The organism is Streptomyces sp. NPDC086554, assembly GCF_040686095.1.
Taxonomy (GTDB): Bacteria; Actinomycetota; Actinomycetes; order Streptomycetales; family Streptomycetaceae; genus Streptomyces.
The window spans coordinates 290,943-305,633 of the sequence record NZ_JBFBJK010000009.1 but is presented as its reverse complement, the minus strand read 5'-3'; the positions used below and the strand labels follow the sequence as shown (position 1 = coordinate 305,633).

Genomic DNA, 14,691 nt, shown 5'->3' with positions numbered 1-14,691 from the left:
CAAGGGCTGGCGGAAGCGCGACGCTCGCGCGGTCAACCAGGTCCTGAACGTTCGAGAGCTGCTCGGAGCCGGGCTCACGGCGGAGGACATCCGCGTGGTGGCGCCCTGCCTGGACATAAGACCGAGGAGTTTTTGGCCTGCGACAGCAGTCCCGACGAAGTCCTCGCCATGTACGAGCAGCGCTTGGCCATCGTGGAGGCCAAGGCGGCGGAACTCCAGCGGCACCGCAGCGAACTCGTGGAGCGCATCGCCCATCTGCGGGCCGAAGCGGCGGACACGGAGGGCTTCGCACAGCTGCCGCGTTCCGACGCTTGACCTTGACACCGGTGTCCGTGACGCGGATACGCCACGCCCCGGCGACCGCCTCGACCGAGAGGTGTCCATCACGCAGGCGGGCGCTGCACGTCGACAGGGCGAGGACCCGCTACCGCGAGGGTCGGGTCGCGCCGGGCTCGGTGCGGTAGCGGGAGAGGTACTTGGCGTCCATGCGGTAGCGCAGCCGCAACGGCCAACTCCCGGCCACCAGAGGCTTCTTGTTGCGCACGAAGAGCGTACGGCCGCCGATGTCCGGCATGGAGACGGCGGCCATGCGTGCCGCCTTGCGTTCATCGAGAGGGACGGGGCCCCCGCCGCCGAGTGCCGCAGCCGCGTTCCGGGCGGCTGTCTCCGCCTGAAGGCGGGCCATCATCCAGGTCTTGGGCAGTTCCAGGCTCAGATCGCGTACGTCACTGAAGTCTCCGGCGGCGAAGACGTTGCCGTACTCAGGGACGGCCAGCGTCGCGTCCACCCGCAACATCCCATGCTGGTTGAGCAGTTCAGCGGGCAGGCCCAAATCGGGCCCACGCAGAGGACTCGTGACGCAGACGAGGTCCGTACCGACCGTGGCGGAGGCCAGGAGCAGCTTGTCGCTCTCGATCCGCTCGACCTGTGCGTGCCGGACCGTCTCGATGCCGAGCGCGCCCGCGATGGAAGCAAGCCGGTCCGCGCCCCGGGGCCCGAACTGGCGGTCCATGACATCGCCGTCCTCGACGACGGTCACCTTGAAGGACGTACGCCCGGCGTCGCGTGCAGCGCGGGCGATCCAGCCCGCGTACTCCAGGCCGGGCCCGATGCGTTCACCGGTGAGCAGAAAGGTGACCGTGCCCTCCGTCAACCCACCTAGCTGACGGAGGAGTTCACGGGCCTCCAGGCGATCGCACGGGAACAGCGCGTGCTCCGCGGCCCCGGGGATGCGATCCCGGTCGGCCGGCGCCCCCGGGGCCAGGATGAGCTGGCGGTAGGAGATGCGCCGGGCGTCGGAGGCAAGCGTCACCTCGCCCGAGTCCGGGTGCACCGCGCCGACCGAGTCCTGAATGTGCTGGAAGCCCTGCGCGGAAGCGATTCCTGCGAGCGGGACGGAGAGGTCGGCCGCCGGTACGGCCTCCGCGGGAAGGTAGACCAGCCAAGGGCGGTAGAAGAGGTCACTCTCGGGACTGATGAGGGCGACGCTCGCTCCCGGAGCCCTCCGGTGGACCTCAGTGGCGGCGTCCACGCCCGACGCGCCTCCCCCGACCACTACGACATCGAAATCCATCGAACCGTTCCCCTCTGCAGGCGTCATGACGGAGCGTAAGTTCCTTGACATAGCCTTCTACTGCGATCCACAGTACATGACACCGGTATGACACATACCCACAGTTCAATTGGGGGATCAGTGCACAACGGGGAGAGCACGAGCGCGCGTCCGCGCGCCCGCGCTGACGTTTCATCCATCGCCCACCGCCCGCCGTCCATCACCCACTGCCCGGTTCACTCGACGGGGGGTCGCCGATGTCCGGTGCAGGCGTGATGAGTTCAGCGTCCCGACGCGTTTTCGAGGACGCCGCCGACATCGTTCTTGTCGAACCGCACACGGTCACGCGCATGGGACTTCAGCGCATGCTGGAGCAGGCGTCTCCCGACCGCCCTGTCGTGGCGGTTCCGACCGCCCAGGAAGTGCCTGTCGACGAACTCTGCGCCGCTGCCGTGGTGTTGTTGTCCGTGGGAGCCCTACCTGGCGCGCACTGCATCGAGCCGCTCCTGGCCCGGCCCTGCACCCGGCTCGTACTGCTCGCCCGTGGCCTGGACCGCGAGCGGCTGCAGGCCGCCGCAGCGCTGCCGATCGACGCGGTGCTGCGGGAGGAGGATCTCACCGTCGCCTCACTCACCGATCTGCTGACCGCGCTGGCCCGCGGCATGGTTCCCGTATCGCGAGGCATCATCAGGGAGTTACTGGCTCTTGCCACCGACGCGGGTACGGCCGGTTCGCCGAGCCGGCCACCGCTCAGCGCGCGTGAGCTGGACACGCTGCGCCTGATGTCCACCGGCCTGAGCAACCGTCAAATCGCCAAGAACATGCGCATAACGGAGCATGGCGTGAAGCGTCATGTCGCCAACATCCTGATCAAGCTCGGCTGCCACAACCGCACGATGGCCGTCGCCCTGGCCCTGCGCCTTGGCCTGGTCGACCTGGAGCACGCGACCGAGGCGTAACCGGTTCTTGAGGGCTTCGCTCCGCCTCAACCAAGAGCCGAGCGAAGCCCTCGTGAGCGGCCGTCAGCCGACGGCCGCACGGCCGGACAGCATCGCGGTCAGCTGCCCGCCGAACCTCGCCATGTCGTCCAGATGGAAGAAGTGCCCGCCCGCCATCTCGGTGAGCATGAACCGGTCGCGGGTCTCCTCCTGCCACGCACGCATGTCAGCCGCCGGCGCCTCTGGGTCGTCCTGCCCGGCGAACGCGTACAGCGGGCAGCCGAGCGAGACACCGGCGCGGTACTCGTACGTCTCGAAGACCGCGAAGTCCGCTCGCAGCGTCGGCAGTAGCAGATCCCGCAATGCCCTGTTGTGGAACACCTCGTCGGGGATGCCGTTCAACTCGGCGGCGCTCCCCCACAGTTCGTCGTCGTCCAGGCCGCGGCGTTGCGGAAGCCCGGCCCGCCCCGCGGAACGGGGGGCCTGACAGCCGGAGACGACGAGCGCGTCCGACCGGAGACCGAAGCGGGCCTCCAGGACACGGGCAAGCTCGAACGCCACGAACCCGCCCATGCTGTGGCCCCACAGCGCGAACCTGCCCGGCAGTTCGGGAACGATCCGGGGCATGAGCGCCTGAACTACGCGCGGCACGGTGTCGAGCGCCGCTTCACCGAGCCTCGACTCCCGGCCCGGCAGATGGACGAGCAGCAGCGACACGTGCGGAGCGAGGTGCTGCGCGAAGGAGCGGTAGACGCCGGGGCCGGCGCCCGCGTGCGGGACGCAGACGAGCGTGAGTGCCTGAGGTGAGGTGTCGACCGGAGGCCGGACCACCCATGCGGAGGTCATGTACTACCTGTCTTCCAGAGGTCCGAAAATGAAGGGGAGTCGGGTCCAGGACCGGTGCCGGTCGGCAACCGCCTCATCGCACGGATGTCATGACGTCCAGCTCTCCGTTCTCATACATCTCCCGTGCGGCCCTCCGCTGCCGCTTCCCCGAGGAGGTCTTCGGCAGCGTCCCCGGCTTGATGAGCAGCACTTCGTGCGGCGCGTACTCGGTCGCCTCGCTCAGTGCGTCCATGACGCCGCGGCCCAGCTTCTCCAGACCCGCTCCGTATCCGCGGCCCTCGGCGACGACGACCATGCGTTCCTGTCCCGGCAGGGAGAAGGCGACGACGTTGCCCGCGCGTACACCGGGCACGCGCTCGGCCACCATCTCGTAGTCCTCGGGATAGAGGTTGCGCCCGCCCGCGATGACCATGTCCTTGATCCGGCCGCAGATGACGAGCTCGCCCGCTTCGAGGAACCCCAGGTCCCCGGTGGCCAGCCAGCCGTCCTGGTGCGATTCGTCCGCGTCGATCCGTCCGCCGGCCGACCAGTAACCGGGCGTGACACCGGGCCCCTTGACGAGCACTTCGCCGACCGCGCCCGGCGGCAGCGCCCCGCCCTGCGCGCCGCGGATCCGCACCTCCGTCCCCGGCACGACCGGGCCGCAGCTCACCAGCGACCGGTCAGGGCGCGGTTCGCCCACGTCGGCCGGGCCGGCGCCACCGCCCTCGAGGACGCGTACGGGGGTGAGGTGGTCGCTGCCGGAGACGGCGAGCGTTGCCTCGGCGAGGCCGTACATCGGGCACATAGTGTTCGGCCCGAAACCGCAGGGTCCAAGCATGTCCTGGGTCTGCGCCAGGCCGTCGGCGTCGATCGCCTCGGCGCCGTTGATCGCGACCCGCAGGCTCGACAGGTTCAGGGCAGCGGGGCGCAGCGACTGGACCTTGGCCGCCAGGCCGTACGCGAAGTTCGGGGCCGCGGTGAACGTGCCGCTGTAGTCGCTGATCGTCCGCATCCAGCTGCCGGGCTGCTGCATGAACGTCTCGGTCGCCATCATGACGACGTCCGCCCCGCCGGCCGTGATACCCGCCAGCGACACGATTCCCATGTCGTGGTAGAGCGGAAGCCAGTTGACAAAGGTGTCATCGGCGCCGAACCCGGCCCGCTCCCCCGCCGCGGCGATGTTGCCGATGAGCTGGGCCTGGGTGACCGGGACCGCGCGCGAGACCGCCGTCGTGCCCGAAGTGAACTGCAGCAGGCCGATGCTGTCGGGCGCGGGCATGGCGGGAGTGGGCCCCACGGCACCCGTCGACTCCCGCAGCCCGCGCAGGCTCACCGTGGGCACGGGAACGCGGCCCGCGAAAAGCGACACGCTCTGCTCCGTCGTCACCAGAAGGGCGGGCGCCGCCGCTTTGATCCTGCGCCGCACCTCCTCGATGAAGGTCTCGGTGTCCGCCCGGCGCGGTCGCGGCAGCACGACGGGAACCGCGCCGAGCCGCCAGATCCCGAAGACCGTGACCAGCAGGTCCTTCGTGGTGGGCGAGAGCAGACAGACCCGGTCCCCCGGTGAAACGCCCTTCGCCCGCAGCGACTTGGCAGCCATCTCAGCCATCTCGGCGAGTTCGCCGTAGGGGATGCGCCGAGGGCTCAGGTCGTTGTCGAGCACGGTGAGGGCAGCGGTCTCGGGAGCCCTGAGAAGCCCTTCCGGGATGGAGAAGCCGGTCGCCTCCGCGGCGACGAAGGAACGCGTACGGGCACGGTTCGGGGACGTCTTCGGGGGCGTCTTCGGGGATATCGAGGACACGGCCACCTCCGGGATCGGCGATCAATGTCCCGAACGTAGAAGACGGGAACGGTGCAGCGTACGGGGCGAACGGTCACCCCGTTGGTCCACTTCCGGCCGCCGGCCGAGGTACCCGTTCGGCCACCCTCGATCGATCTGCCCCGACGGGCGATGCCACGACGGCGTTCCGCGACGAGCGTCTAGCCACAGTGCCCAGCTGCCTGCACGTTCGAGGAGACTCCGCATGGCCAACGAGCCCGTCCCCGCCTGTACCGGACCCGACCTGACCCACCCCGATTTCGCGACGCGTCTGCTGCGGGAGCCGGACACGGCACACCGACACGCCCTGCTCTCCCAAGCACTCCTGCGGTTCCTCGTCAGAAGCGGCACCCTCGACGACCGGGCCGACGTGGAGACGCCTGCCGTACTCGAATCGCTGATCGCGGTGGAACTCAATGTCGTACTCGATGCACGGCTGGGCGTGGAGACGGACCTCTGGACCCTTCGCCACCCCGTCTGTGCCAGCGATTTGGCGGCGAACGTCCTGGATCTGATGGACGGCACCGCACCACCGCCGACATCACAGGTTCTCGCTCATGACACCGACGGGCGGTTCGAGCCCTTCGCGCTTACGGATCTGCAGCAGGCATACCTGCTCGGACGCGGCGAGTTCTTCGCGCTGGGGAGTGTGCCCGCGGCGTTCTACGCGGAGATCGACGCGGAATCGGTCGACGTGGAGCGGCTCGAGGCGGCATGGAACGCGGTGGTGGCGCGCCACGACATGCTGCGAGCAGTCTTCACCGAGGACGGCCGCCAGCAGGTCATCGCCGAGGCACCCGCGTACCGCTTCGCACGCAACGACCTGCGTGGCGCCGAACCGGCGGACCGCGACGACCGGCTCGCCTCGATACGCGAGGAGATCGCGGGCAAGGTACGCGCCCCCGAGCAGTGGCCGCTCTTCGAGATCGGCACCACTCGCCTGGACGACCGCCACACCAGGATCCACATCGCCGTGGACCTGATGATCGCCGACGCCCCGAGCATCCGGCAGCTCTTGGGCGAGTGGCTGGCCGTGGACGCGGGGAGCGATCCTGGCCCTGTCCCCGAAGTGACCTTCCGTGACTATGTACTGGGCCTGGAGGCCGTGGAGGATTCGGCGGGGTTCCGGGCCGCGCGGAAGTACTGGCTGGAACGGCTCGCGGAGCTGCCACCCGCGCCCGAACTTCCGCTCCGGACGCCCATGGAGTCGGTGGCGGCGGCACAGTTCTCGTCACGGTCCTTCGAGCTGTCGGGCGAACGGTGGTCGCGGCTGCGGCAGCGTGCTCTGGCGGGCGGTCTGACGCCGTCGATGGTGCTGTGCTGGGCCTACGCGGCGACCCTGCGCACCTGGTCCGCGAGCGACGACTTCACCCTGAACGTCACGGTGAACGACCGACTGCCGGTCCATCCCGACATTGACCGCGTCATCGGCGAGTACACCTCACAGGTCCTTGTCGCCGTGGACGTCGACGCGACTAATCCCGTACGCGACCAGATCGGCATGCTCCAGGACCGCTTCTGGCGTGACTTCGAGCACCGGGGCTTCAGTGGCGTACAGGTCCTGCGCGAACTCGCCCGCAGCGAGGGCGGCACGCGTACGACCATGCCGTACGTCTTCGACGCCGTGCTCGGCCAGGACCTCGCCACCGCGGACCTCCCGGAGTGGTTCCGGGGCATTCCGTATGTCGCCGCGACGGCTCCTCAAGTCGCCCTCGAATGTCAGGTGTTCGAGCTCGGCGGCGTCCTGCGGGTGAACTGGGCGGTGGTGGACGAGCTGTTCCCGCCCGGGATGATCGATGCCGCGTTCGCAGCGTTCGGCGGACTGCTTGAGCGGCTCGCGGATGACGAAGGGCTCTGGGAGCAGCGGGAGTTGGGCCTGACCGGGCCCTCTGAACTGGCGGCCCGGAAGGCGGCCAATGCCACGCAGGGCGCGCTGCCCGAGGGGCTGTTGCACGAGCTGGGCGGACCACTGCGGGCGCGGGGCAACGCCCCGGCGGTGATCGCTGCCGAACGGACTCTCACCTACGACGAGTTGGACCGCCGGGCGGCGCGTATCGCCCGCAAGCTGCGCGAGCTCGGCGCCGAACCCAACGCCCTCGTGGCCGTGGTCATGGAGAAGGGCTGGGAGCAGCCCGTCGCCGCACTGGGCGTACTCCAGGTCGGTGCCGCTTACCTCCCCATCGACGCCACGTGGCCCGGTGACCGCATCAGGCACGTGCTGGAGCGAGGTCGCTGCCAGATCGTGCTGACACAGAGCCAGGTATCGCACGCCTGGCCAAGCGACCTGACTGTGCTGGTGGTTGATGATGACGCGGTTTGGGAAGGTCTTGACGATTCGCCCGTCGACTGTCCGGCAGGGCCCGAAGATCTCGCGTACGTCATCTTCACCTCCGGCTCTACCGGAGAACCCAAGGGCGTGATGATCGACCACCGCGGCGCGGCCAACACCGTCGCCGACATCAACAACCGCTACGACGTGACCGCCACAGACCGCGTCCTGGGCCTCTCCTCACTCAGCTTCGACCTCTCCGTCTGGGACATCTTCGGCATGCTCGCGGCAGGAGGAGCACTCGTCCTGCCTCCCTCGGATGCCGGCAGGGACCCAGAGTCCTGGCTGCAGTTGATGCGGCAGCACCGGGTGAGCGTATGGAACACGGTGCCCGCGCTGATGGAGATGCTCGCCGAGCACACGACGGCTGCGCGGCTGGAGACGATCGACGAACTGCGCCTTGTCCTGATGAGCGGGGACTGGATTCCGCTGAGCCTGCCCGAGCGGATCCGTGCCTGCGCACCGGGGGCAGAAATCATCAGCCTCGGTGGTGCAACAGAAGCCTCCATCTGGTCCATCCACCACCCCATCAACCAACTCGACCCCACCTGGCCGAGCATCCCCTACGGCCAACCCCTGACCAACCAGACCTTCCACATCCTCAGCAGCCACACCCTCGAACCCGTCCCCACCTGGGTCCCCGGCGAACTCTTCATCGCAGGCACCGGCCTCGCCCACGGCTACTGGGACGACCCCCACAAAACAGCCGACCGCTTCCTCACCCACCCCACCACCAAACAACCCCTCTACCGCACCGGCGACCTCGGCCGATACCACCCCGACGGCACCATCGAATTCCTCGGCCGCAACGACCACCAAGTCAAAATCAACGGCTACCGCATCGAACTCGGCGAAATAGAAACCCAACTCACCACACACCCCACCATCAAAGACGCCCTCGTCACCGCCACCAACAACCACCTCACCGCCTACCTCATACCCGATACCGATCGGGACACGGAGGACGACGCGCTGCGTGTCACCGAGTGGGAGAGCGTCTTCGACACCATGCGCTCCGAAGTCGGCGCGATCGGCCATGACTTCGACACAACCGGCTGGACGAGTACGTACACGGGCGAGCTGATCCCCGACGACTCCATGCGTCTGTGGGTCGACGAGACCGTGGGCCGCATCCTCGAGAGCAGGCCGTCCCGGGTACTGGAGATCGGCTGCGGCACCGGCCTGCTGGCCACACGCCTCGCACCGCACGCCGCGTACACCGGCGTTGACGTCTCCGCCGAGACGCTCGCGACGGTGCGCGCCTACTTCGACGCGCGCCCCGAGTACGCGGACCGCGTGGACCTGCTCCACCGCGACGCCCGTGACCTGGCCGGTATCGAGGACGGCAGCGTCGACTGTGTGGTCGTCAACTCCGTGGTCCAGTACTTCCCCAGCGGCGCGTACCTCCTAGACGTACTCGGTGAGGCCGCGCGTGTCCTGTCCGACGACGGAACGCTGTTCGTCGGCGATGTGCGTGACCTGAGGCTGCTGCGCGCCTTCCACACGTCTGTCGAGCTCTTCCGCACGGATCCGACGGACTCCGCTGACGGGCTGGCGGACCGCGTCGCCGCGCGTGCCGCGCAGGAGCGGGAACTGGCGATCTCTCCACAGCTGTTCCGTGGGCTGCGGCGCCTTGGATTCACCGAAGTGAGTCTGCGGCCCAAGACCGGCGACGCACAGACGGAGATGGCCGACTACCGCTACGACGCGATCCTCCGCAAGTCCGCCCCGTCCGCTCCCCCGCCGTCCGGTGCGCCGGGTGATGTGGTGATCCTGGACGGTCGTTCCGCCAACGTCCTCGCCGAGTTGACGGCCGTGCTCGAAGAACCCTTGCCCGGCACGGCGGCCGTAACGCTGCGCGGGGTACCCAACCCACGTCTCGTCCGTGATCTCGGCGTCCAACCCCCGGTCGGTGGATTCCGGCCCGATGACCTGCGCTCCGCCGCGGCGGCGGCGGGCTGGCAGCTGGAGGCCCGGCTCACCGAGGTGCCGCACGAGGTCGATGTCGTACTGCACCGCGGGGATCCGACCATGTACGTGACCGAAGCGAGCGACAGTTGCTCCGGCCAGGAACTGGAGAACCGTCTCGACAGACTGGTCAACCGGCCTGCCGCCCCCGGAGCCACAACCCGGCTACGGGAATCCGTCCAGCGCCACGTGAGCGAGGCCCTGCCCTCCTACATGCTGCCCGAGCGATATGTGTTCCTGGAGCGCTTCCCCCTCACCGCCAACGGCAAGGTCGACCGGGGACGGCTGCCCGCGCCTGGCGCGGAGGAGGAGCACGGCGCGTCCCACGACTACACCAGGCCGCGCACCCTCCTTGAGGAGAGGCTCTCGGCAATCTGGTGCGATGTGCTGGGGTCCCGCGACATCGGCGTACACACCGACTTCTTCAGCGCCGGCGGTGACAGTCTGCTCGCGGTCCGCACCGCGGGCGCGGCATCGTCGGGCGGTCTGCCGCTCAGCGCGTCCGATGTCTTCGCCCGCCCCACGATCGCGGGCCAGGCCGAGATCCTCGCCGGCCGCGAGCACGGAACCGAGGGCGCCTACTCCGGGCTGCCGATCGTCTTGCCGGACCCCGCCGGGCGGTTCGAGCCGTTCGCGCTGACGGATCTGCAACAGGCGTATCTGCTCGGACGCGGCGGCTTCTTCGCGCTCGGCGGCGGACCGGCGGCCTTCTACGCGGAGATCGACGCGGAATCACTCGACGTCGAACGCGTTGAGGCGTCATGGAACGCCCTGGTGGCACGGCACGACATGCTCCGCACCATCTTCACCGAGGACGGCAGCCAGCGCGTACTCTCCGAGGTTCCCGACTGCGTCTTCGATCGCGAGGACGTACGAGGTCTGGCCGTCGAGGAGCGCGCGGCCCGCCTCGGCGCGGTGCGGGAACGCATCTCCGGGCGTGTACGCGAACCGGAGCGCTGGCCGCTCTTCGAGATCGCCGCGACGCGCCTCGACGAGGACCACACCCGGATCCATATCGCGATCGACCTGCTCATCGCCGACGGCACCACACTCGGCCGCATCGTCGACGAATGGGGTGCGCACTACCGGGGCGGGGGTGACGTGCCGCCCGTTCCGGGTGTGTCCTTCCGGGACTATGTGCGGGCACTGGAGGGTGTGGAGGATTCGGCGGGCTTCCGGGCCTCGCGAGAGTACTGGCTGGGTCGGATCGCGGAGCTGCCACCCGCACCTGAACTGCCGTTGCGGGTGAGTCCGGAGTCGGTTTCGGCCGCGCGGTTCTCGTCGCGGTCGGTCGAGCTGTCGCAGGAGCGGTGGGCGCGGCTGCGGCAACGTGCTCTGGCCGACGGCCTGACTCCGTCGATGGTGCTGTGCTGGGCCTACGCGGCGACCCTGCGCACATGGTCCGCGAGCGACACCTTCACACTCAACGTCACGGTGAACGACCGCCTGCCCGTCCATCCCGACATCGACCGTGTCCTCGGCGAATTCACCTCGGTGACGCTGCTGGCGGCTGAGCTCGACGCAACGACGACAGTACGCGAGCAGGCCCGCGCCCTGCAGGCACAGTTCTGGCGGGACTTCGAGCACCGTGCCTTCAACGGCATGCACGTACTGCGGGAGATCGGCCGCGCCGGGGGCGCGGCGCGCGCCTCGATGCCGGTCGTCTTCACCAGCGCACTGGGGGACGGGCAGGCGTCACTCGGGCGGGCAGCCGAGGAGTTCGGCGAGCTCACGTATCACCTCACGCAGACTCCCCAGGTCTATCTGGACTGTCAGGTGTTCGAGCTGGGCGGGGCGTTGCGGGTGAACTGGGCGGTGGTGGATGAGCTGTTCCCGCCCGGGATGATCGATGCGGCTTTCGCTTCCTTCGGTGGGCTGCTTGAGCGGCTCGCCGATGACGAAGCGCTGTGGGGGAAGCGGGAGTTGGGGCTCGTCGGGCCTGATGAGCTGGCTGCCCGGGAAGCGGCCAATGCCACACAGGCCGTACTGCCGGAGGGGCTGCTGCACGAGCTGGGTGGGCCGCTGCATGCGCGTGGCGAAACAGCGGCCGTGATCGCTCCCGAACGGACCCTGAGTTACGCGCAGTTGGACAGCCGGGCGGCGCGCATCGCCCGCAAGCTGCGCGAACTCGGAGCGGAACCCAACACACTGGTCGCCGTAGTGATGGAGAAGGGCTGGGAGCAGCCCGTCGCCGCGCTGGGGGTCCTCCAGTCCGGCGCGGCCTACCTCCCCATCGACGCCACATGGCCCGGCAACCGCGTGCGCCACATCCTCGAACGCGGGCGCTGCACGGTCGTCCTCACGCAGACTGCCCTGGTCGACGAGGTCGAGTGGCCGACTGGCCTGACTGTGCTGGCGGTTGATGATGACGCGGTCTGGGAAGGTCTTGACGATTCGCCCGTCGATTGCCCGGCAGGGCCCGAAGATCTCGCGTACGTCATCTTCACCTCCGGCTCGACCGGAGAACCCAAGGGCGTGATGATCGACCACCGCGGCGCCGCCAACACCGTCACCGACATCAACAAGCGCTACAACATCACTGCCACCGACCGCGTCCTGGGCCTCTCCTCACTCAGCTTCGACCTCTCCGTCTGGGACATCTTCGGCATATTCGCGGCGGGCGGTGCGGTGGTGCTGCCAGGCCCGGACGCCCATCGCGACCCCGTTGCATGGGCCGAACTCCTCCGCGTACATCGGGTCACCGTATGGAACACGGTGCCGGCGCTGATGGAGATGCTCGCCGAACATGCCGGGGCGCAAGCGAAAAGCCTGGACCCGTTGCGCCTCGTCTTGTTGAGCGGGGACTGGATTCCGCTGAGCCTGCCCGAGCGGATCCGCGCCTGCGCACCGGACGCGGAAATCATCAGCCTCGGTGGTGCGACAGAAGCCTCCATCTGGTCCATCCACCACCCCATCAACCAACTCGACCCCACCTGGCCAAGCATCCCCTACGGCCAACCCCTCACCAATCAGACCTTCCACATCCTCAGCAGCCACACCCTCGAACCCGTCCCCACCTGGGTCCCCGGCGAACTCTTCATCGCAGGCACCGGCCTCGCCCACGGCTACTGGGACGACCCCCACAAAACAGCCGACCGCTTCCTCACCCACCCCACCACCAAACAACCCCTCTACCGCACCGGCGACCTCGGCCGATACCACCCCGACGGCACCATCGAATTCCTCGGCCGCAACGACCACCAAGTCAAAATCAACGGCTACCGCATCGAACTCGGCGAAATAGAAACCCAACTCACCACACACCCCACCATCAAAGACGCCCTCGTCACCGCCACCAACAACCACCTCACCGCCTACCTCATACCGGCAGACCCCGGGTATGCGGCCGACCCGGACACGCTGATCGCCGGCGTACGAGAGTCGCTGGCCGCCGTGCTGCCGGACTACATGGTTCCGCGCAGCCATGTAGTCCTCGACGCGCTGCCGTTGTCGGCCAACGGCAAGGTCGACCGCGCCGCGTTGCCCGCTCCCGTGCCGAAGTCCGCAACGCACGACAGCGTCGCCGTCGATGAGAGCGGCTCCGAGCCGCGCAACGACATCGAGCGGCGGCTGCGAGTCATCTGGCTGGACGTTCTGAACATCGAGTCCGTTGGTATTCACGACGAATTCGGCGAGCTCGGCGGCGACTCCCTGCTGGCCGTGCGCGTGATCGGAAAGGCGGCTGACGCCGGGCTCTCACTCTCGCCCCGTCAGTTCTTCGAGCACCCGACCATCGCCGGTCTCGCCGGTGCGGCCACGCTGGTGGCGCCGCGCACGGGAAGCAAGCCGGAGGCCGCCGTCGTAGGTGACGTGCCGCTGTTGCCGGCCCAGGCCATGCTGCTGGCCGGGCTTGACGGTCGGGTCGCCCGACGGCACAACTACGCGCTGCTCCTCGAACTCGACGACGCCATGGACAAGGTCGCGTTGCGTGTCGCGGTGCGCACTCTCGTCACACGGCATGACGCGTTTCGTACGGGCTTCGTGCACGGTCCCGACGGCTGGGTGCAGCGGGTGGAACCTGCCGACGCCATACGCTCCGTCCCGTTGGAGTGGATCGACATCGTGGAGCTTTCGGACGACGAACAGGACGTCTCTGTCGAGGAGCTGGCCGAGGCGGCGCAACGGAGCTTCGATCTCGCTGAGCCGCCGCTGCTGCGGGTGCTTTACTTCGACCGGGGTAGCGGCAGGCGTCCCGTGCTGCTGCTCGTCGCCCACTGGCTGGCCGTGGACAACTTCTCGCTCCGGCTCGTCCTCGAGGAACTCCTCACCGCCCATGGGCAGATCGCCGAGGAGGGGCAGGCGCGGCTTCCCGCGCCGACGGTGTCGGCCGCGCGCTGGGCCAAGGAGCTGGAGCGTCACGCGGAGAGGCTGGGCACTGTCCTACCGGAGCACCTCCCGCAGGCACCGGCGAGGGAATCCGCTGCGGTGGCGCGTGACGCCGTGACCGTGATCGACGTCCTGGGCGCACCCGCTGTCGCGGTTCTCCGCGAACAGGCACGCGGGGCGGCCACCTTGGGTGACGTATTGCTCGCGGCGCTCGCCCGGTCCGCGCGTGCGGCGGGACTCGGCGATGCGATCCGGGTCGACGTGGACGGCCACGGCCGCGCCGCCGCGCTGCCGTCCGACTCGGAGGAGGCACCCGCCGCGGATCTGTCGCGGACCGTGGGCAGGGTGTCGGTCCGGTACGAACTCCGCGTCCCCGCTGCATCCGACACCGAGGACGGCGTTCGTGCCGCCGTCGCGGAACGCTCCGGTCACCTCAACGGCGGTCTCGACTCCGCCGTCGCCCGCTACGGGTCGCGGGCCCACTCCGGGCAGGCCGCAGTGCCGGCAGCGGACTTCGCGTTCAACTACCTGGGCGCGGTCGACGAGTTGTACGCCATCCCCGGCCTGCACCCGTCCACGCTCCGGCCGGGACGGCTCGTCCATCCGGACACCCCACTCCGGCACCGCTTCGAGCTGCTGTGCGGCACGGTCGATGGCGAACTGCTGATCGGCGTGACGACGCCCGGCGACGGGCGGGCCGCGGGGGAACATCTCCTGAAGTGCCTCATCGCCGAGTTGGGCGGTTCTCAGGCCGAGGTGGAGACGGCGCACGGCGAGCGGGGGCAGGAGCCGCGCGGCGGGCGCGGCTCCGGGCTCGCCGGGCTGTTCCGGCGCTGGCTGTCGCCGGGCACCACCGAGTGATCGACGGGCGAAGGTGAATCGGTGCGGTGCTCGCGCGGAAGTGCGGGCACCGCACCGTCATGTCCACGTC

General features: G+C 69.0%; 6 protein-coding genes. 3 read left to right on the top strand and 3 right to left on the bottom strand.

Translation table 11 applies throughout. The annotated features are described in order from the left end of the window. Positions 1-168: 168 nt before the first annotated feature. Complete coding sequence (locus AB0O76_RS17745) at positions 169-315, top strand: hypothetical protein (protein WP_365491463.1); 147 nt, start codon at positions 169-171, stop codon at positions 313-315. A gap of 109 nt (positions 316-424) precedes the next feature. On the opposite strand, the gene AB0O76_RS17740 is transcribed toward AB0O76_RS17745, so the two are convergent. Further along, entirely contained in the window at positions 425-1,600 is a 1,176-nt protein-coding gene (locus AB0O76_RS17740; protein ID WP_365491460.1) for an FAD-dependent oxidoreductase, read from the bottom strand. A gap of 302 nt (positions 1,601-1,902) precedes the next feature. Here AB0O76_RS17740 and AB0O76_RS17735 point away from each other — a divergent pair, with 302 nt between their 5' ends. After that, positions 1,903-2,511, top strand: a complete 609-nt coding sequence (locus tag AB0O76_RS17735; protein ID WP_365491457.1) for a response regulator transcription factor — start codon at positions 1,903-1,905, stop codon at positions 2,509-2,511. 63 nt (positions 2,512-2,574) lie between these two features. Here the strand turns inward: AB0O76_RS17735 and AB0O76_RS17730 are convergent, their stop codons facing one another. Next, on the bottom strand, positions 2,575-3,336 hold the full coding sequence (locus AB0O76_RS17730; RefSeq protein ID WP_365491454.1) for an alpha/beta fold hydrolase: 762 nt from the start codon (positions 3,334-3,336) through the stop codon (positions 2,575-2,577). Between the two features lie 73 nt (positions 3,337-3,409). Continuing rightward, the gene (locus AB0O76_RS17725) at positions 3,410-5,119 is read right to left on the bottom strand and encodes an AMP-binding protein (RefSeq protein WP_365491451.1); all 1,710 of its coding nucleotides are present in this window, start codon (positions 5,117-5,119) and stop codon (positions 3,410-3,412) included. A gap of 223 nt (positions 5,120-5,342) precedes the next feature. Between AB0O76_RS17725 and AB0O76_RS17720 the strand changes: the two genes are divergently transcribed. Next, positions 5,343-14,621 (top strand): amino acid adenylation domain-containing protein, encoded by a 9,279-nt coding sequence (locus AB0O76_RS17720; RefSeq protein ID WP_365491448.1) that lies wholly within the window; start codon positions 5,343-5,345, stop codon positions 14,619-14,621. Positions 14,622-14,691: the final 70 nt, after the last annotated feature.

What these genes read in the sequence shown, in the direction of transcription:
- AB0O76_RS17740 (WP_365491460.1), bottom strand. Translation starts at nt 1,600, where the DNA reads ATGACGCCTGCAGAGGGGAACGGTTCGATGGATTTCGATGTCGTAGTG.
- AB0O76_RS17735 (WP_365491457.1), top strand. Translation starts at nt 1,903, where the DNA reads ATGGGACTTCAGCGCATGCTGGAGCAGGCGTCTCCCGACCGCCCTGTC.
- AB0O76_RS17720 (WP_365491448.1), top strand. Translation starts at nt 5,343, where the DNA reads ATGGCCAACGAGCCCGTCCCCGCCTGTACCGGACCCGACCTGACCCAC.
- AB0O76_RS17730 (WP_365491454.1), bottom strand. Translation starts at nt 3,336, where the DNA reads ATGACCTCCGCATGGGTGGTCCGGCCTCCGGTCGACACCTCACCTCAG.
- AB0O76_RS17745 (WP_365491463.1), top strand. Translation starts at nt 169, where the DNA reads ATGTACGAGCAGCGCTTGGCCATCGTGGAGGCCAAGGCGGCGGAACTC.